Below are 18,976 nucleotides of genomic sequence, written 5' to 3' on the forward strand. Positions count from 1 at the left end.
ATAGGGCGAAATATACAGATTAACCCGCCACTCATTTGCAAACGACACGATATCCGTGTATACTACACAGTGCTTACGAACGGATTTGTGAGACTTGTGACGCTGCTCTACGCAGCAATCGCGATGTTGCGCCACAACGGAGTCCGTTACTACGCCACCAAATGATATGCCAGTTTTTGGCATGATATAGGAGGTCAAGGATGACGAATATTAAGAAGATGCTGGGTGCAGGTCTTGCAGTTGCTACTTTGTTTGGATTTGCAGCTTGCGGTTCAAGCACTAACAATAGCGCTAAGAAGGCTGCTGATTCAGCACCTGTTCAGCTCACCGTTTGGGGTTCTGCTGACGATCAGAAAGATGGCGGCTGGATTAAGACTGTTGAAGCAGAATTCAAGAAGGAAAATCCAAACGTTACTTTCAAGAACGCTGTTGTTGAGCCACCAGACGCTGCTAAGGCTGTTAAGCAGGATGCTAAGGCTGCTGCTGATGTGTTCCTCTTCCCTAACGATCAGCTCGGCGACTTGGTAAAGGCTGGAGCAATCGGCGAATTAAGCGATGACGCCACAAAGCAAGTTAAGGAACAGAACGAAGATACTTTGATCAAGTCTGTTACCGCTCAGGACGGTAAACTTTACGGCGTTCCTTACACCGGCAACACTTGGTTCATGTACTACAACAAGTCCAAGTTCTCCGCTGATGACGTTAAGTCCCTCGACAAGATGCTTGAAAAGGGCAAGGTTTCATTCGATCTTGCTAATGCTTGGTATCTCCCAGGCTTCTACCTCGATGGCAATATGACGCTCTTCGGCGAAAATGGAAACGATGCTAAGGCTGGCATGAAGCTCAGTGATAAGGCTGCTGAAGTTACCAAGTACATTGCAACAAAGCTCGTTGGAAACGAAAAGCACTTCGTACTTGATGGAAATGGTCGCGGCTTGGCTGGCTTGAAGGACGGCTCCGTTGATGCAATGTTCTCCGGTTCTTGGGATGCAGCCAAGGTTAAGGACGCCTTGAAGGATAACTATGCTGCAGCTGCTCTTCCAACCTTCAAGACTGAGTCTGGCGAGCACCAGATGAAGTCCTTCGCTGGTTCTAAGGCTGTTGCTTACAACACCAACACCAAGTCTCCAGAGATGGCTGCTAAGTTCGCTGCATTCTTGGGCTCCAAGAAGTCCCAGCAGATTGCTTTCGAAAAGGAAGGTGCAATTCCTTCTGACAAGTCCCTTGCTGATAGCGTAAAGGCAGAGCCAGCTGCTGTTGCTCAGATGGAAACCATTGCTAAGACTTCTGTCTTGCAGCCAGCAATTCCTGAAATGGGTAAGTTCTGGGATCCAGTTCAAGCATTCGGCACTTCTATCTCCACCGGTAAGATTACTGGCGATAATGCTGCCGCGCAGACCGCAGAATTTGCTAAGGGCTTAGAGAAGTAAGTAAACAAAACTTACTCTAGCCAACAAATCTAAATAGATGCATAAGCAGTGTTTTATGCACTTTGAGTAAAACAATGCGCCCCAGCCCCCGCTCCGGCAAGGGGTGGGGCGCATTGTTTATCTTCTACAAAATAATTTTGTTTACATGAAAGGCATGTCATGACTGGCACGACATCCACAAAGCGAGAAAGACGCCAGAAGAAGACGTCAACTGCAGAACGCTTTGCTCCTTCACCTTATTCACTGAAAGAGGCTGCAAAACATGCGGACATTCTTTCATGGATTTCTGTTGTCATATTTGGCTTTGGCAATTTTGTCCGCAAGCAATACATCAAAGGCGTTATATTCTTAGCGTGCGAAGCAACTTTATTCGTATTCTTATTTACAATTGGATTGGATTATCTTCCAAAAATCAACACTCTTGGCACAGTAGAACAGGGCAGAGTTAAAGTCAACGGATTCTGGCGATACAGTGCAGGCGATAATTCTGTAGAAATTTTACTGTATGGAGTTATGTCGATATTAGCGATTGTATTGCTTGTATATCTGGCAACTCTCGCTCTTCGCAGCGCGTACAAAGCGCAATCTGTAATGGCAGACGGCAAGAAGCCACTTAATTTCATTGATGATGCGAAGACTCTTCTTGACGAAAAAGCACACGTCGGTTTTATGACTCTTCCAACTGCTGGCATTGTGTTATTCACAATTTTGCCATTGTTCTTCATGATTTCTATGGCTTTCACAAGCTATGACGAGAATCATCAACAAAAATTCAGTTGGATTGGGTTAGACGTTTTTTCTCAATTCTTAACCGGAAAAAGTGATTTAATTAAAGCTGACGTATTCTTTGACGTATTAATCTGGACTCTTGTTTGGGCATTCCTTGCAACCTTCCTGAACTTCTTCCTCGGCATGTTCATTGCAATGATAATCAATAGAAAGTCCACTCGTCTTAAGGGATTGTGGCGAACTTGCTTCTCCCTTACAATTGCAGTTCCACAGTTTGTTTCATTGCTTATTATGAACAATATGCTTAGCCAGAACGGTGTTATTAACATTGTCTTTAAGCAAAACGGTTGGATACATCAGGAGCTTCCTTTCCTTACGGATGTAACTTGGGCTCGAGTGACGGTAATTCTTATCAATCTTTGGGTTGGTATTCCATTCACCATCATGCAGATTACAGGTATCTTGCAAAACGTTCCTGCAGAACTTTACGAAGCTGCAGAGCTCGATGGCGCAGGTTGGTGGCAACGTTTCATGAACGTCACAATGCCGTACATCATCTTTGTTATGACTCCATATTTGATTACTACCTTTACTGGCAACATCAATAACTTCAACGTTATTTACCTCTTAACAAAAGGTGGTCCAGCAAGTAGCAAAGTCAACAGTGCAGGCGGCACCGACTTGCTTATCACATGGCTCTACAAGTTGACTGTTGACCAGCAAAACTACAACGCAGGTGCAGTAATTGGTATTTTGACGTTCATTGTGCTTGCTGTCGTAGCACTGATTACGTATCGCAACTCTGGATCTTACAAGAATGAGGAGGGATTCCGGTGAGTGATAAAACTACAACTAAGAACGAAGAAGCTGTTGTAAAGAGCACTCGTAGTGTTTCTTTCCTTAAAGATCAACATGTCAGAAGAGTAATTGGAGATACTTTCTCACATTTGTTCTTGCTGGTGTTGTCAGTTATTTGGCTGATTCCAATCTTGTGGGTTTTGTTAGAAAGCTTCAACAAGAACACTGGTTCCTATCAGAAAACCTTCTTCCCAACTGAATACTCACTAAATAACTATATAAAGTTATTTACCGATACCGATGACATTAATTTCCCACGAATGTTCCTCAACACTTTGATTGTGTCAATTTTCGTGTGCATTATTTCTTTGGTGTTTGTGTTAGCAGTGTCCTTCTGCATGTCTCGTCTCCGTTTCAAAGGGCGCAAGACATTCATGAATCTTGCTCTGATTCTTGGTATGTTCCCAGGTATCATGGCTGTTATTGCTATCTACTTCATTTTGAAGGCTCTTGGTTTAACAAAAGGTTCGATTGTATTAATCGCACTTATTATCGTTTATTCTGCAGGTAGCGGTGCCGGCTTCTACATTATGAAGGGCTACATGGATACTATTCCAAAGTCTTTGGATGAAGCTGCATACTTGGATGGATGCACAAAGTGGCAAGTATTCTGGAAGATTATTGTTCCAATCTGCAAGCCTATGATTGTGTTCCAAGCAATTACTGGATTCTTGGGACCATGGCTAGACTTCGTTATGGTGAAGACAGTAGTGAGAGACAATAAGGAAAACTACACAGTTGCTTACGGATTAATGGAGATGCTTACCAAAAAGTATCTACCTGATTGGTACGCTGCATTCGCGGCAGGCGCTGTGTGCATTTCCATACCAATCGTAATCCTGTTCATTATTATGCAGCGCTTCTACGAAGAGTCCATGTCTGGCTCCGTTAAAGGCTGATAATTTACAGGATATAAATCTACTGAAGGCTGAGACGCTTTCGAGCGTTTCAGCCTTCTCTTTCGCTAGACAACACGAACACGTAAAAATAAAAAATAACTTAACACACTCGCCGTTTGACTTAATACGATAATGGCTATCGCATAAACCCTACCGTGTTTAGCCAAATAGTGCCGCAAAACATAAAAAAACTTGATAACAGAACAATAAGTAAATAATAAAATTTAAAAACTGTATAATTACTAATACGATTAAATAATTTAGAAAATTTAGACAATTCGCAAAATAGCGAAGGAAGAAGGATACCCTATATGACGACTCCATCTTCGGCAACATGGCCTGTATACGAAGGACCTCTTGGATTTACTTTAAACGCTAAATCTACAACATTTACTGTATGGGCACCAACTGCACAGAATGTGACGTTAAGACTTTTTGAAACCGGAAACAACAGTGAGCCAATTCAAACACACGAATTGAAACCGTTGCATGACGGAGCTTGGCGGATTAATTTCCGTAAGCGTTTAGACGGCATATACTACGATTATCTTGTTACTTTCCAAGATGGCACAGTAAATCGAACTAGTGACCCTTGGGGTGTAGCGAGCGGTGTAAATGGTGAGCGCAGCCTTGTCATAGACGATGAGCGAGTGTCTCCTGCCAATTGGCATAAAGATAAGTCTCCTAAGTTTGTGCGTCATGCAATGGTTGTGTGGGAAACGCATGTTGCAGATTTCAGCAGCAATCCTAATGGCGGCTTTAAGCCAGAGCATAGAGGCCAATATCTCGCTTTTACTGATGAACATACATCTTTGCAAAATCCAGATTCTTCTGAATGCAACTTCCCTACTGGCTTGGATTATTTAAAGCAGCTTGGCATTACTCATGTGCAACTCGAACCTATTTACGATTTTGCAACAGTTGACGAATCCGCAATCGACAATGCGCGCAAAAACGGTGCTTCAGCAGAAGAATTAGATTCTCTATACAACTGGGGTTATGATCCTCACGCTTACAACGTTCCTGAAGGTGCTTATTCTAGCAATCCTTACGACGGCACTGCGCGAATTCGCGAATGCAAAGCAATGATTGCGGCATTACATGCTAATGGCCAACGCGTAATTATGGATGTTGTTTATAATCACATGTACAAGTCTGCAGAAAACGCTTTCGAATGCATGGCTCCTGGGTATTTCTGCAGGCGAGACTCTGACGGATCTTTTGCTAACGGCTCTGGCTGTGGAAATGAAATGGCTTCTGAACATCCTATGTTCCGCAGGTTTATTATTGAATCTTTGCTGCATTGGGCACGCTGCTATCACATTGATGGTTTCCGTTTTGATCTTATGGGATTGACTGATACTGAAACCTTAAATCAGGCACGAGCTGCATTAGATGAGCTTCCTGGCGGTAAAGATATTGTTATGTATGGAGAACCGTGGAGTGCTTCGGATCCTGCTGTTGATGAAAAAGTTCCGATGGGAGATAAAGACGGCAGAAGCACTCTTAACGAGCGCATAGGCTGGTTTAGTGACGAGTCTCGCGATTCCCTCAAAGGCAACGTCATGAACCATCTCGACCGCGGGTATGTAAATGGCAATGAGCTCTGGTGCTCAGATGCGGCTCGCCAAACTCTTAATGCATGGCGTGATACGCCTTCTGCAGGTAAAGAAGTTGGACAGATTGTTCAATATACTTCTGCTCACGACGATTTGACTTTCTGGGATAAGCTTTGTATCTCTATGCGCGAGAATGCTAGCGATTTTGAGTTTGACGCTCAAGATGCACAACAAGTTGCGGATATTTTGAACGCTAATATGTTTGCAGCTGGAATTGTTTTGTGCTCTGCAGGCACGCCGTTTATGCTAAGCGGAGAAGAGTTTGGACGCACTAAGCACGGTTGCGATAATTCTTATAATCGCGGTGTACTAATGAACCAGCTTGACTGGGCGCGCGCTGAACGTTTCAATCCGCTTGTTCAATGGTATCGTGCACTTATAAAGCTTCGCGCTGAATATAGCTCATTGTATGATGGCAAACGCAAACAACTTGAAACGTCTAACCATACTGTTTTGGCTACGCGCATTGGCAATAATTTAATTGTTTGCGCAAATCCTATGTATCATGAAGATGCAACTATTCAGCTACCTGCTATTCATAGCGCAAAGGCTCAAGAGTGGCATTGCGTACTTAATTCAAGTGATTATTTTGCTAAGTGGACTGGAAAACAACCTGACACCGCGGTAAATATTACAACTGAAAAAAGCGCTGCTACCCTACACTTGCCTATCAGAACTTTTGTTGTGCTTAGCAACAAGTAATTGCGTTTTAGTAAGTAAAAAAAAATAATAAACTGTCAGACGATTGCAACTAAACATGAGTAATCACAACACTTGTGTTTAGTTGCAATTACTTATAAAAACTAGCAAATATGTCGCAACGCTAATTTGCAAACGATGTCAGGTATTTATATAATTGACAGGCAGGGTGTATTTCAATCCAGAGATGTATTGATTTACACGCTATCGCCATAGTTGCACATTTGGCACGCTTACGACGATGTTAGGAATGTGCCAAATCATAAAGTAGAAGGAGCACCATGACAACAACAGCTACTGGCAAAGCTGATGCTGATAAGCCTATGGAAGAAAGCGCAGAACGTCTTGCACGTCCACTTATTAAGCTTGCTAAGGCGTGCGGCGTTGCCACTTTTTATATTGATCAGCAAGGAAGCTACACCGAAATTACAGATGAAGCATTAGTTGGAGTACTTGATGCATTAGGCATGCCTGCCGACACTCAAGACAATATTGCAATTTCATACGAGAAGGTTCAGCGCAAACGCTCTAGCGAGTTATTGCCACCAACTGTCGTTTCGTTTAATGGCGCAAAAACTTGCGTACCAATTCACGCAGGAGATGCCAAAAAAGAGCAAATTCACATTTCTCTTACACTCGAAGATGGAACAGATTATGAAGACTCGTTAGGCGATATTCAATCCGAAGACGATGGAGACTTGTTCATTGAACTTCCGGATGATTTGCCAATGGGCTACCACACTTTGCATGCCAAAGTAATCAGCGCGAATGGCGAGACGGCTCAACATGCTGATGTCACATTGATTGCCGCACCTGCGCGTATTCCATTGCCTGAAAGCGTTAAGCAAAAGCACCGTTGGGGATTCATGACGCAAATGTATTCTGTGCGTTCAAAAGATTCTTGGGGAATTGGCGATTATGGCGATTTGCGTCGCCTACTTAAGGATGCTGGAGAAATCGGCAAGGCTGATTTTATGCTGATTAATCCAATTCATGCGTGCGCTCCAGTAACACCTCTTGAGCCTTCACCGTACTTACCTGAGTCTCGTAGGTTCTTGAATGTCACTTATATTCGTCCGCAAGATATTCCGGAATATGCTGAATTAAGTGGCGAAGATCTTGCTAAAGTAGAGCAATTGCATGAGTCTATTGCTCCTCAAAACAATAATCCAAATCCTATAGATATCAACGCTGCATGGGATGCCAAGCTTCCTGCGTTGCGTATTATTTTCAAGCAACCTCGTTCTACCGAGCGCGAGCGCGAGTTTAGTGAGTTTAAGCATCGTTCTGGTGAAGATCTTGACGCCTTTGCAACTTGGTGTGTTGCGTTTGAGGTTTGGGGTGCTCCTTGGGGCGAGAATTTGTGGTTTGACACTACAGGCAAAGGCACTCCGCAAATTGAGCGACTTAAGCGCGAACATGCTGACTTGTTTGAGTTCCATCGTTGGCTTCAGTGGATTGCTGATGAGCAAGTTGCTACAGCTCACGCTGAAGCTAAAGCTGCTGGTATGGCAATTGGTCTTATGCAAGACATGGCAGTTGGCGTACACGGCTACGGTGCTGACGTTTGGTGGAGTCCGGAACGATTTGCTAATGGTGTAAGCGTTGGTGCTCCTCCTGATTTCTACAACCAGCAAGGTCAGGATTGGGGTCAACCTCCATTCGATCCAAATTATTTGGATGAAACTGGCTATATTGCTTACCGAGACATGGTTCATAACGTGTTCTTGCATGCAGGAGCTGCTCGTATTGATCACGTTCTTGGATTGTTCCGCTTATGGTGGATTCCACAAGGACAGGGTGCTAGAAACGGCGCGTATGTGTACTACAACGTAGATGCAATGCTCGCAGTTCTCACTATTGAAGCAACTCGCGCAGGCGGTGTTGTTATTGGCGAAGATTTGGGCACTGTGCCGAAGTATGTTTCTAAGGTTCTTGCATCTCATGGCGTGCTTGGCACTGTTGTTGAGTGGTTCACCCACGACGACGAAGCTGAAGCCACTACTAAGAAGGCTGGAAAGAAGCAAATTATTTTTGCTAATCCGTCTACATATCGAGAGTATGCTCTTGCTTCCGTTACTACGCACGATATGCCACCTACAGCTGGTTATCTTGCCTTTGAGCATGTCAAGCTTCGCGAGCAACTTCATCTGCTTACAGACTCCGTAGAAACGTTCCAGGAGGCTGCTCAAGCTGAACGCGATGCAATGATGAAGATGCTTCTTGAGAACGGTTGGATTAGCAAAGATGCTGCTGAGGATGTTGAAGGTCATGTACAAGAGATTGTGGAAGCTATGCATGCAATTATGCTCACTTCCCCATCTTTGCTTTTGCAAGTAGCTTTGGTTGATGCTGTCGGCGAGAAGCGTTCACAGAATCAGCCTGGAACTAGTACAGAGTATCCAAACTGGCGTATTCCACTTGCTGATGCTGATGGTCGTGTAGTTCACACCGATGAAGTATTTAAGTCACCACGAGTGCTATCTATGACGGCAGTTATGCGCGGCGAAAATACACGGAAGCATGTATAATTTAATAGTTGGTTTACCGATGAACTGACTCTATTCCCCCCCTCGTAAGGAATATGATTTGCATAGTAGCAAATCAAAATATTTCTTACATGATGTCCTATGTGAGGCGAGCATCTATAATAGTGCTCGCCTCATTAATTATGGGGTTATGGAGTAAGAAGCAAACCCCCTGCCTCAACACCGTTACTCGCGCAGTACGTAATCTGCGTCAATAACACAAATAAGCAGCAACACTCGCGCGCTAAATCGCAGCGCTCAAGCAGGTCATCAGCGCACACCAGTCACAACCTAATTTCTAAAGCACAGCCACACAAACCTGCCCTGCCTTCGTCTTTATTGACGAAGGCAGACCTCGCTTGCGTTGAAAGCACACCGTGCTTTCAACCCTAAGCAAGCTCGGCACTCCGAGTTGCTTTCGCGCGCACAATGCTGCGCTCAAGCAGGTCGTCACGCCATAACGCAGAAATTACTTCTTAATATACTTTGCAAATACACGCTCTAAAATCGGAGTATGCAGCATAATAAGCGATCCCCAACCAATGAATACCAACAAAGGCAAACCCTGCGGCAAATATACGATTGATGCAAATATTAACACAATAAACACTATATCTAGCAGTGTCATTATAAGAGTTTCTTTCCAATACGAAATACCAAAAATAAGAGAATTAACCACTGTTTTATCAATTGAATTTTTAAAACGCGCTTGTAATGCAAACACCCATTCGGCAACAATAACCCACAATATGCTCAGAATAAATTTAATAATTAAAAGTGGAGTAGACCACACGCAAAGCCATAGCCAAATAATAGCAAGCAAAACTGGTCCCATTACAGCCCAAATAATAGTAGATTCCAAAAAATTGCTAGCAAACGCGCGAAAATAAGCTGCAGTAATATGTCCTTCACCTTGCTCTGTACGTCTTGCAGCATCATGACCGGCACAAAGAGAAGCACCGATAGTAATTAAAGGAATGCTTGTTAAAATCATCAATATTGTAAGCCACACGGCATCAGCAAATGTTTCCATGCTTTGCGCAAACTTTGAATCTGGGCTTCCAAACGAGAAAATCATTCTATACTATCTCCTGGTTTTATGACGCAATTCCTATGCTTTACTATCTATAGATACTCTAATAACGAACTCTACCACCTAATTACAAACTAACGTAACTATTAAAAATAATGACGGTGTGCACAAACGTAATAGTATGCACACACCGCCGCTTTCACTGCCACTTGAATTTTGGAGGAGAATTAATTTATCCCTTTACTGCACCAGACATAACACCTTTAATAATGTACTTCTGGCAGATGAGGTAGAAGATTATGATTGGAACAATTGCCATAACCAAGCAGCCCATCATTGCGCCCATCTCGACAGATCCATAGCCGCCCTTCAAATACTGAACAGCTATAGAAATAGTCTTATACTTGTTGAGATCGAGCGTCAAGAATGGAAGCAGGAAGTCATTCCAAATCCACATTGCCTGCAAGATTGAAACCGAAATAATAGCAGGTCGCATAATCGGCACAATAATCTGGAAGAATATACGTGGCACAGAAGCACCATCAATCATTGCAGACTCTTCGAGTTCTTGCGGAATACCCTTAATCACACCAGTGAAAATAAACACTGCAAGTCCTGCACCAAAGCCTAAGTAAATAATCCACAATCCCCATGGAGTATTCAACTTCAAAGCGTTCGTAATGTAAGCAAGGGTGTACATAACCATCTGGAATGGCACAATCATGTTAAACAGGAACAAAACGTATAGAAGTTTTGCTGCCCAATTGTTCACACGAACAATCCACCATGCACACATTGACGTGCACAGAAGAATGAGAATCACAGAACCAACAGTTACAACAATGGTCCAGAGGAAACTCATCGGAAAATCAGTACGATTTGAGCCTAATACGTAGTTAGACATTCCAACAAACGATTTTGAACTAAAAGTAAAAGGATTGCTGGCAATATCAACCTTAGACTTGAAAGAATTCAGCACTACTAAAGCTATAGGAAAAATCCATAACAAGCTTATAAGAGTGAACAGCACCGTCCATAACGCAGGATGCTTTGTTTTCTCGTTCATGCCGCTACCTCCTTTGACCTAGTGAGTATATTCTGAACCATAGCAATAACAGCCACAACAATGAAGAACATGACTGCCTGAGCCTGGCCAACGCCTTCACATCTTGGAGTAGTGAAAGTTCTATAAATATTAAGAGCTAACATCTCTGTTTTCCTTGACGGACCACCGTTAGTTAATGCGAAGTTCTGATCGAAAAGCTTGAAGCCGTTGGTAATTGTTAAGAATGTGCAAACAGTAATAGAAGGCATCATCAATGGAATAGTAATCTTGAATAAAGTCTGCCTTGGGCTTGCACCATCGACAGCAGCTGCTTCCATAACATCTCCTGGAAGAGCCTGCATTCCTGCGATATAAATAATCATCATATAGCCAATTTGCTGCCAGCAAACAACAATCACAAGACCCCAGAAACCGAATACTTCAGAGAACGTAATCGTACGATTGAAGTAGCCGAGTATACCATTTAACAAGAGCTGCCAAATATAGCTTAAAACGATACCGCCAATAAGATTTGGCATAAAGAACACGGCTCTGAATATCGTCGTGCCCTTGAACTTCTTAGTAAGCATGTACGCAATTGCAAAAGCAATAACATTAATAATTATTGTTGTAATAACTGCAAAAAGCGTTGTGAACAAAAACGAATAAACAAGATGCGGATCTTTTAAAGCTCTATAGTAGTTACGAAAACCCACAAACTTACCATCAGTCACAGTAGTGAATTTTCTAAAGCTCAAGTACACACCCATAATAAATGGCACTAAGAAGCCAACAATAAACGCAGCAAACGTTGGCAGCGCAAATAACCACCACCATTTACGTATTGCTTTTCCGCTCATACTAATCATGACTCGTCACTTTCTCCTCCTTGAGCGCGACATCCACGTAGACATCGCTGTCCCGAACCAATAACTTCATTCTACTACATGAATTAGCTATGTCAAACGTTGTCATTTTCGATATGTCACTTCAAACAAATATCAGAATTTAGTTTTAAAAAAATTGCTTATTATCGTTGGCATTCCAGCAAAATTTGCTAAAATAGAAATGTCTGCAAACGTTTGTTTGTTTCGAACTATAAAAGTTCGCACTAAACAATTAAACACAAGGCTGTGCTACACGTTTGTTATACGCGAATAAAGGAGTTCACATGTCGGCAAATATTCAAGATGTAGCGAATAAAGCTCATGTGTCAGTTTCTACTGTGTCGCGTTCATTTACACGACCAAACTTAGTATCTGCATCCACTCGCAATAAAGTATTGGCCATTGCCGAACAATTGAATTTTTCTATTTCGAAATCTGCAGCAGCACTAAAATCTGGTAAAACCTTGCGCATCGCTTTATTGATTAGCGATCAAATTCGTCTATGGTTTTCTGCATCTATTATTCAAGGATTGAATCAAGTATTCCACACAGCTGGATATGATTTGTCTATTTTTCAGATTTCCAGCAGTAAAGAGCGTAGTGAATTTTTCACAATGCTCCCAACTAGACGTAATGCTGACGCCGTTGTTGTGTGCTCCTTTGACGTAAATACCAACGAAATCGCACAACTTAAATCAACAGGCGTGCCAATTGTTGGCATAAACTGCTTATATCCACAAAAATGCGATTTTGACGCGACTATCAATATTGACGATGACCAAGGTGCAAGACTTATGGCACGCCACTTAATCGGTTTAGGGCATCGCAATATTGCATATGTGCGCACAACTCGTGACGTTTCACTACATTTCAGCGTATTGCAACGTTACCATTCTTTTATTGATGAATGCCAAAATAGCGGGATCACACCTACAGAAATTGTGGCACCTGCTAATTCTGATCGCATAAGTGCCATAGTTTCTATGCTTCTTGGAAGTTCAATTATGCCAACAGCAATTGCATGCCAAGAAGATGGTATTGCAATACCGCTTATGTTTCAGCTTGCACGCAGCGGGTATTCTACTCCAAAAGATGTGTCAATTATTGGTTTTGACGATAGTTTTTACGCGCATGAAACTGGCTTAACTACTATTAGACAGGATCCAGTTGATATTGCTTCTACTGCGGCAAATATCACGCTTGCGCTTATAAACGCAGAGAAAGTTGAAGATCAGTATCGCATTGTTCCAGCGCAACTTATTGTGCGTTCAAGCACAGCTGCATTATTAAAAGAATAGACCTTTTATAGTTTTCTAGAAAATATCGAAATAACAAAATATCGAAATAACAAAATCCGCTAGGACTTAGCACTGTGATGTGCCAGTATCCTAGCGGATTTTCTTACGTCACCTTTGCTTGCTTACGTCAGCAGGTGTAACGTCTGTTTGTTTATTAGTCATCTTCGTGAGCTTGAGAATATTCTTTAGCCCAACCATCCACAAACGCTGTCTTAACCTTATCCCACTTGCCAGTGCCCTGAGCGTACTCAAGCAAAGCAGAGCCGAGGTCGTTCTTCCAGTTATCAGATGGCATTACGGTGAAGTTCCAGCTTACTGGAGTCTTACCAGACTTAGCATCTTCAACAGCTGCCTGAGTCAATGGGTTGTCAGACTTGATATCTGCGAAGCTCTTGAATGGAGTAGTGAAGCCCATCTTCTTAGACAAAGCATCCTTACCAGCATCGGAAGTAAGCAACCACTTCAAGAAGTCCTTAGTTGCCTTCTTGTTAGCGTCAGACGTCTTCTCGTTGATGCACCAATAGTTCTCAGAACCAGTTGCCAAGCCTTGCTTCTCTTCGCCCTTAGCACCAATATAAATTGGAAGCATACCAAGGTCTTCAGCCTTCATACCAGCCTTGGAGAGGTCACCCCAAGCCCAAGTACCATTCTGGTAGAACACAGCTTTACCCTGGGAGAACTCAGCATTAGCATCTTCACCAGTCTTGGAACCAATTTTTGTTGCTGGTGTAGTGGAATCAGTAATGTAAAGATCGAAAATCTTCTTATAACCGTCAAGGAAGCTACCCTTTACCTTTGCAGGCTGCTTGGTAACATGATCTTCCTTGAACTCATAGTACAAAGGAAGATTTGCAAGGTGGGTCTTAAAACGCCAATCAGAGCTGGAATCAAAACCAGCAGAAGTAAAGGCGCCTTCAACGCCAAGATCTGACTTGTGCTTTTGAATATCATCTGCAACAGCCTTCAACTTATCGAAGGAGTTGATTTCTTCAGCAGACTTTACCTTAGCATCCTTAAGCTCGGTGTACTTCTTAAGCAAAGCCTTGTTGTAAATCAAGCCGTAGGTTTCCATTGCATATGGAATACCAACAACCTTATCTCCATCCTTCAAAGCAATATCCTTGTTCTGAAGTTGGCTATAAAGCTCAGTATCCTTCAAATCAGCAGTGTAATCCTTCCAGCTTGCGTAACCAACTGGACCGTTGATCTGGAAGAGTGTAGGAGCTTCATTACCCTTGCTGATTTCACTCTTCAAAGACTGCTCATAAGTTCCGGAAGCAGCAGTTTGAACCTTAACCTCAACACCTGTTTTCTTGGTGTATGCCTTAGCTACTTCCTTCCACTGATCTGCAGCTTCTGGCTTAAAGTTCAAGAAGTAAACCTTACCTTTAGCAGAGCTGTCACTTGAGGAGGATCCGCAAGCTGCAAGCGCGCCAAAAGCCATTGCCGAGCAAGCTACCAGTGCAATTGTTGATTTAATTGTACGATTCATCATCGAACCTTTCTCCTATGCCGACAATCCCGTCATTGGACTGCCACACCTCTAGGTGTCCTTATCGACAATATTTATTATGCCTCAACTGCTGCAATATTGCAAACGATAGCATAAGTAAATTGACGCGTGTCATTATAAAAACACCACCCACTAATATATTCGATAAAATTAGCACGTATTTTTGGCAATAATTAAAGGGATTGCACAACAATTTAGCAAACGATTGTGCAACCCCTTGAGGATTATAGTTCAAAACAAATTATTTAATTAAACTAACTCTGCCCATGAGCAATCTTATATTCCTTAGCCCAGCCGTCAACAAACGCGGATTTAAGAGTAGCCCATGCCTTATTAGCGCCAATAGAAGTCATACCGTCTTTTGTTGCTTGAGCATATGTAAGCAGATCAGAGCCAACATCGTCTTTCCAACCGTTAGATGGCATAGTAACAAACACCCACTTAACAGGCAATTTGCCAAGCTTAGCAGTGTAATCAACAGCAGCCTGAACTAGAGGATTTTCTGCTTTAGGGAAACCTTTGAAAGGAGTAGCAAAGCCCATTTTATTAGCCAAAGCATCCTTACCATAATTTGTAGTAAGTAACCAATTAAGGAAGGCATTAGTTGCTTCCTGATTCCGCCTTGAAGCCTTTTTATTAATGCACCAATAATTTTCCGAACCGGTAGCCATGCCTTGTTTCTCTTCGCCCTTAGCACCAATATAAATTGGTAGCATGCCAACATCGTCAGGCTTTATGCCAGCTTTTGAAAAATCACCCCAAGCCCAAGTACCATTCTGGTAGAACACAGCTTTACCAAGAGCAAACTCATAAACAGCATCCTCGCCAGTTTTAGTACTTAACTGGCTTACAGGAGTTGTGGAATCAGAAATATAAAGGTCAAAAATCTTCCTGAAATTATCAACATAGTCGTAATTAATTGACTGAGGCTGACCATTAACGTTATTCTTAACGAATTGATAATACAAAGGCATATTTGCAAGATGCGTCTTAAAACGCCAGTCGGAGCTTAAATCAAAACCTGCGGACGCAAAAGCACCGTCAATACCAAGCTCATCCTTGCGCTTTTGCAAATCGTCTGCAACAGCCTTCAACGCAGCGAAATTAGTTATTTGATCTTCAAAAGATTTGCCGTTTTCTTCTGGCTGCAACTTTGCATCTTTAAGATCCGCATACCTAGCAAGCAAAGCCTTGTTGTAAATCAAGCCGTAATTTTCAGTAACATATGGCACAGCAACCGGCTTACCGTTATCCATAAAAGCAAGATTTTTATTGCTAAGTTGCGTATAAAGAGGGGAATTAGTTAAATCAGCAGTGTAATCCTTCCAGTTAGCGTAGCCAACAGGACCGTTAATCTGGAATAACGTAGGCATGCTATCTGGATTATCTTTATATTTCTCAACTTCGGTTTTAAGTCTCTTTTCATACTGACCGCCAGTTGGCGTAACTATGCTTACTGTAACACCAGTCTGTTTTGTGTATTCTTTAGCAACTTCTTCCCACATAGCAGTAGCTTCAGGCTTCAAGTTGAAGAAAATAACCTTCCCATTAGCAGACCTATCGGCATTTGCGCCAAAAGACTGAGAAAAACCAAAAGCAGTAAACGCACAAGCCGCCAAAACAGCGCAAACCACTAGCGCAATAATCGACTTAACCGAACGACTCATCATCGAACCTTTCCATATACTGCTAATCTCTTACGAACTAACTAATTACTGCTATTGAATACTATTTAAATCACCGTAGTGAACTAATATTACAGCAAACGCAAGACTCAAATATATAAATATCTTTGCAAAAAATTTGCGCAAATCGCACTAAAATATATGGAAATATCTGAAATTTTAAACCGTATTTCAACAATTCCAATGCACAATTACATTGTCGCCTTTATACGTGCCCAACACAGAATAATGCGCGGTATCCATACGAAGAAGTCGCGCAAAATCTGGGTTTACTCCAAGCCAGCGCGCAGTAAGAATACGCAACACATGAGCATGTGCAACAACAAGCACGTCCTTACCTAATTTCAATTTAGGCATTGCCATATCAATAATCTTTTGAGTACGATCCGAAACCTCTTGCAAGCTTTCTCCAGAAGTCCTGTGCACATCCACTGTCTCTCCACTAGGAAGCACTTCTTTAGCATCACTAACCATGTGAGAAGGAAGAACTTTAGGACCATGTTTCCACACATCCCACGCCTCAACTCCACTTAGTTTAGAAATATCAGCGCGCGTGCGACCCTCAGCAGCACCATAATCCCACTCCAGCGCGCTATCACAAATTGTATACGAAGCAAATCCAGCAAACTGAGCTGTTTGCTGCGCGCGACGAAGCGGGCTTACAAGCACACAATCCTCATCAAAACCTTTTGTGAACACACACTGCAATCTAGCACCAGCCTCTTTTGCTTGCTCAACACCAACTTCAGTAAGAGGCAAATCCGTGCGCCCAGTATGCTGACCAGACACACTCCAAGCGGTTTGACCGTGACGAAGTAACACCAAGCAACCCTGCTTCGAGCATTCTTTCTGAGAGGATTCTTTAGTGCCGTTATTTTGCATAGTCTTCACATTCCTCACCAGCGCCATGTACACACATCGCACTGGACGCCTAGCAGCACGATTGCTTTACGTAAGCATTTCTTAACTTGCAGCCACTTTGCCGCGAATCAAGATTACTGTTCCATGGTACCGCCAAAATTGGTATTTCGTTACCACTAACATAGAAAATATGACGCAATTATCATCGGCTAATACTAAAACTCAACGAAACCATCGTGCGACTCAAGCTACCGTACAACGACTGAATGCAGCGAATCGTAAGATTGATGCGCTTCGCGAGCGCCGATTAAAAAATCCAAATACTTTAGGAGATTCGTTGCTTAAAGCCGCACTTCCGTCTTTTGCAACGTTTATAGCTGGGCAGATTGCGCACTTAATATGGGAAAAACATGTTGATACTAGAAAAATCAATTTAAACTCTAATAATCGTCCTAACAATCTTTCTAAAGAAAAAATCACACAAAAGCAACGTGTTAAGCAAGAAGAACCATTGCTAATGTCTCTTGGGTTTGCAGTATTTTCTGCGATTCTTACTACGATTGTTGGTCGCTTAGTAAGTCACGGAACCTTGTCTTATGTTGCGCGAAGGCAAAGAAAGCGACAGTTTCGAAAAAATAAATTCTAATTTTGAACAAATGAAACTACAATGCAGAAATAATCGAAGAATAAGGAAAGTAAGGAATAAGAATAACGTGCAAAACTTACGTCACAACGAAACTATTGATACTCTACTGAACCGCCGATCTATTCGCGCTTTTTGCAACGAAGCAATTGACGAAGATACAGTCGCGACTCTTGAAACCGTGGCTCAACGCGCTGCTTGCAGCCAGTTTTTGAACGACTGGTCAGCGATTAAAATTACGAATAGCTCAATTAAGCAGAAGCTTTCCGAAATTGGCAATCAAACATATATTGCTACAGCTCCGCTGTTGTACGTTTTTATTATTGACCAGCACAGAAACGCCGCAATTGCACAAAAAAATGGCATCGATACAGGCAGCGACGAATTTATGCTTAAAACTCGTTACCGCTTTACTCAAGCTCAAAACGACGTCATTTTGGCACTTCACACCATGGAAACTGCCGCGGAATCTTTGGGTCTTGGTTGCGTAATCCTCGGTTCAATTTTGAACAGTGGAACTCAGCTTATTGATATTTTGAATTTGCCTGAATACACGTATCCCGTGCTCGGCTTGGCAATTGGTAAGCCTGCACAAAATCCGGAATTAAAGCCGCGCATGAGTACTAGCATGCAGATTTTTGAAAACACTTACCCTGCTGACGATGCTGAATTACTAGAGAATCTTGCCGATTTCGACAATCGCGTGCATCAATATTACGATTTGCGAAATACTAGCAGACCGGTTGACGCTTTCAGCGCGCAAATTCTTGCTATAGCAGCAGACGATATTGCCAAAAAACACGAAGCAGAAGATGTTGAGCAGGTTGCAAGGCAAGGTTTTAATGTTGCATAAGATTTAACACCGTTTTAATTTAGTGCCGTTTTAACTTAACGCCGTCTTGGCTTATACCCGCGCTTTCTAGATTTAGGCTTCGTGCTTGCGGATGGCGAGCGCATATCGGAATACATGCGATTTACCGGGTTTTTATGCGTCAAATGCCAGCAACCACAATATTCACAAGCATAAACCCATAACTGTGTTCCACGCTCTCGCAAACTTTGCTCCGCTGCCATAAGAGCCTGCCCTTTATTCTTGTACATGATTTTTTGGGTAGATTCGCAGCGCCTCGGAGTAAAGAAATACATAGCTTTTATGGTAGCAAACCGCTTAACACAGATTCTACGAGTTGCGTGCAATAGCGCGAAATAATGCAGCATTCCTAAATTTAAGTCACCAAACATATTCGCA

The 18,976-nt window shown here is 42.5% G+C and carries 15 protein-coding genes; 8 read left to right on the forward strand and 7 right to left on the reverse strand.

The features are described 5' to 3' along the window. The first annotated feature begins 200 nt into the window (after positions 1-200). The 5 genes from K9E37_RS02885 (at position 201) to malQ (ending at position 8,765) form a co-directional block, all read left to right on the forward strand. Positions 201-1,430, forward strand: coding sequence for an extracellular solute-binding protein (locus K9E37_RS02885; RefSeq protein WP_004108134.1), 1,230 nt, complete (start codon positions 201-203; stop codon positions 1,428-1,430). Positions 1,431-1,589: 159 nt separating this feature from the next. After that, positions 1,590-2,996 carry a carbohydrate ABC transporter permease gene (locus tag K9E37_RS02890; protein WP_004108136.1) on the forward strand — a complete coding sequence of 469 codons (1,407 nt, stop codon included), beginning with the start codon at positions 1,590-1,592 and terminating at the stop codon, positions 2,994-2,996. Next, entirely contained in the window at positions 2,993-3,916 is a 924-nt protein-coding gene (locus K9E37_RS02895) for a sugar ABC transporter permease (RefSeq protein ID WP_004104797.1), read from the forward strand. The genes K9E37_RS02890 and K9E37_RS02895 overlap by 4 nt, the downstream gene beginning before the upstream one ends. 311 nt (positions 3,917-4,227) lie before the next feature. Continuing rightward, the gene (gene pulA / locus K9E37_RS02900; protein ID WP_004108138.1) at positions 4,228-6,237 is read left to right on the forward strand and encodes a type I pullulanase; all 2,010 of its coding nucleotides are present in this window, start codon (positions 4,228-4,230) and stop codon (positions 6,235-6,237) included. Positions 6,238-6,515: 278 nt separating this feature from the next. Then, a complete protein-coding gene (gene malQ, locus K9E37_RS02905; protein ID WP_248893557.1) occupies positions 6,516-8,765 on the forward strand; it encodes a 4-alpha-glucanotransferase in 2,250 nt (749 codons plus the stop codon). A gap of 466 nt (positions 8,766-9,231) precedes the next feature. Here malQ and K9E37_RS02910 read toward each other — a convergent pair whose 3' ends face one another. The 3 genes from K9E37_RS02910 to K9E37_RS02920 form a co-directional block, all read right to left on the reverse strand. Beyond that, complete coding sequence (locus K9E37_RS02910) at positions 9,232-9,840, reverse strand: DUF624 domain-containing protein (RefSeq protein WP_012914533.1); 609 nt, start codon at positions 9,838-9,840, stop codon at positions 9,232-9,234. A gap of 187 nt (positions 9,841-10,027) precedes the next feature. Beyond that, positions 10,028-10,861, reverse strand: a complete 834-nt coding sequence (locus tag K9E37_RS02915; protein ID WP_076003104.1) for a carbohydrate ABC transporter permease — start codon at positions 10,859-10,861, stop codon at positions 10,028-10,030. Continuing rightward, complete coding sequence (locus K9E37_RS02920) at positions 10,858-11,709, reverse strand: carbohydrate ABC transporter permease (RefSeq protein WP_248893559.1); 852 nt, start codon at positions 11,707-11,709, stop codon at positions 10,858-10,860. Before K9E37_RS02920 ends, K9E37_RS02915 begins: the two co-directional genes overlap by 4 nt. Positions 11,710-12,011: 302 nt before the next feature. On the opposite strand from K9E37_RS02920, the gene K9E37_RS02925 reads away from it, so the two are divergent. Next, complete coding sequence (locus K9E37_RS02925) at positions 12,012-13,025, forward strand: LacI family DNA-binding transcriptional regulator (protein WP_033888411.1); 1,014 nt, start codon at positions 12,012-12,014, stop codon at positions 13,023-13,025. Between the two features lie 154 nt (positions 13,026-13,179). On the opposite strand, the gene K9E37_RS02930 is transcribed toward K9E37_RS02925, so the two are convergent. From K9E37_RS02930 to K9E37_RS02940, 3 genes are all read right to left on the reverse strand, one after another. Continuing rightward, entirely contained in the window at positions 13,180-14,520 is a 1,341-nt protein-coding gene (locus K9E37_RS02930; protein WP_004108164.1) for an ABC transporter substrate-binding protein, read from the reverse strand. Between the two features lie 272 nt (positions 14,521-14,792). After that, positions 14,793-16,208: an ABC transporter substrate-binding protein gene (locus K9E37_RS02935; protein WP_248893561.1), complete on the reverse strand. Its 1,416-nt coding sequence runs from the start codon at positions 16,206-16,208 to the stop codon at positions 14,793-14,795. A 186-nt stretch (positions 16,209-16,394) separates the two neighbouring features. After that, a complete protein-coding gene (locus tag K9E37_RS02940) occupies positions 16,395-17,105 on the reverse strand; it encodes a histidine phosphatase family protein (protein ID WP_012914537.1) in 711 nt (236 codons plus the stop codon). A gap of 169 nt (positions 17,106-17,274) precedes the next feature. On the opposite strand from K9E37_RS02940, the gene K9E37_RS02945 reads away from it, so the two are divergent. Together K9E37_RS02945 and K9E37_RS02950 are read left to right on the forward strand one after the other, a co-directional pair. Next, positions 17,275-17,730 (forward strand): DUF4235 domain-containing protein, encoded by a 456-nt coding sequence (locus K9E37_RS02945; protein ID WP_012914538.1) that lies wholly within the window; start codon positions 17,275-17,277, stop codon positions 17,728-17,730. A 67-nt stretch (positions 17,731-17,797) separates the two neighbouring features. Next, entirely contained in the window at positions 17,798-18,580 is a 783-nt protein-coding gene (locus K9E37_RS02950) for a nitroreductase family protein (RefSeq protein ID WP_248893564.1), read from the forward strand. A gap of 35 nt (positions 18,581-18,615) precedes the next feature. Here the strand turns inward: K9E37_RS02950 and K9E37_RS02955 are convergent, their stop codons facing one another. After that, positions 18,616-18,873, reverse strand: coding sequence for a hypothetical protein (locus tag K9E37_RS02955; RefSeq protein WP_076003106.1), 258 nt, complete (start codon positions 18,871-18,873; stop codon positions 18,616-18,618). Positions 18,874-18,976: the final 103 nt, after the last annotated feature.

It is taken from the genome of Gardnerella swidsinskii (assembly GCF_023277705.1).
GTDB lineage: Bacteria > Actinomycetota > Actinomycetes > Actinomycetales > Bifidobacteriaceae > Bifidobacterium > Bifidobacterium swidsinskii.

Bases quoted from the DNA above. Each gene is read 5' to 3' on its own strand.
- K9E37_RS02925 (WP_033888411.1), top strand. From the start codon at position 12,012: ATGTCGGCAAATATTCAAGATGTAGCGAATAAAGCTCATGTGTCAGTT.
- pulA (WP_004108138.1), top strand. From the start codon at position 4,228: ATGACGACTCCATCTTCGGCAACATGGCCTGTATACGAAGGACCTCTT.
- K9E37_RS02930 (WP_004108164.1), bottom strand. From the start codon at position 14,520: ATGATGAATCGTACAATTAAATCAACAATTGCACTGGTAGCTTGCTCG.
- K9E37_RS02955 (WP_076003106.1), bottom strand. From the start codon at position 18,873: ATGTATTTCTTTACTCCGAGGCGCTGCGAATCTACCCAAAAAATCATG.
- K9E37_RS02910 (WP_012914533.1), bottom strand. From the start codon at position 9,840: ATGATTTTCTCGTTTGGAAGCCCAGATTCAAAGTTTGCGCAAAGCATG.
- K9E37_RS02935 (WP_248893561.1), bottom strand. From the start codon at position 16,208: ATGATGAGTCGTTCGGTTAAGTCGATTATTGCGCTAGTGGTTTGCGCT.
- K9E37_RS02890 (WP_004108136.1), top strand. From the start codon at position 1,590: ATGACTGGCACGACATCCACAAAGCGAGAAAGACGCCAGAAGAAGACG.
- malQ (WP_248893557.1), top strand. From the start codon at position 6,516: ATGACAACAACAGCTACTGGCAAAGCTGATGCTGATAAGCCTATGGAA.
- K9E37_RS02885 (WP_004108134.1), top strand. From the start codon at position 201: ATGACGAATATTAAGAAGATGCTGGGTGCAGGTCTTGCAGTTGCTACT.
- K9E37_RS02945 (WP_012914538.1), top strand. From the start codon at position 17,275: ATGACGCAATTATCATCGGCTAATACTAAAACTCAACGAAACCATCGT.
- K9E37_RS02940 (WP_012914537.1), bottom strand. From the start codon at position 17,105: ATGCAAAATAACGGCACTAAAGAATCCTCTCAGAAAGAATGCTCGAAG.
- K9E37_RS02915 (WP_076003104.1), bottom strand. From the start codon at position 10,861: ATGAACGAGAAAACAAAGCATCCTGCGTTATGGACGGTGCTGTTCACT.
- K9E37_RS02920 (WP_248893559.1), bottom strand. From the start codon at position 11,709: ATGATTAGTATGAGCGGAAAAGCAATACGTAAATGGTGGTGGTTATTT.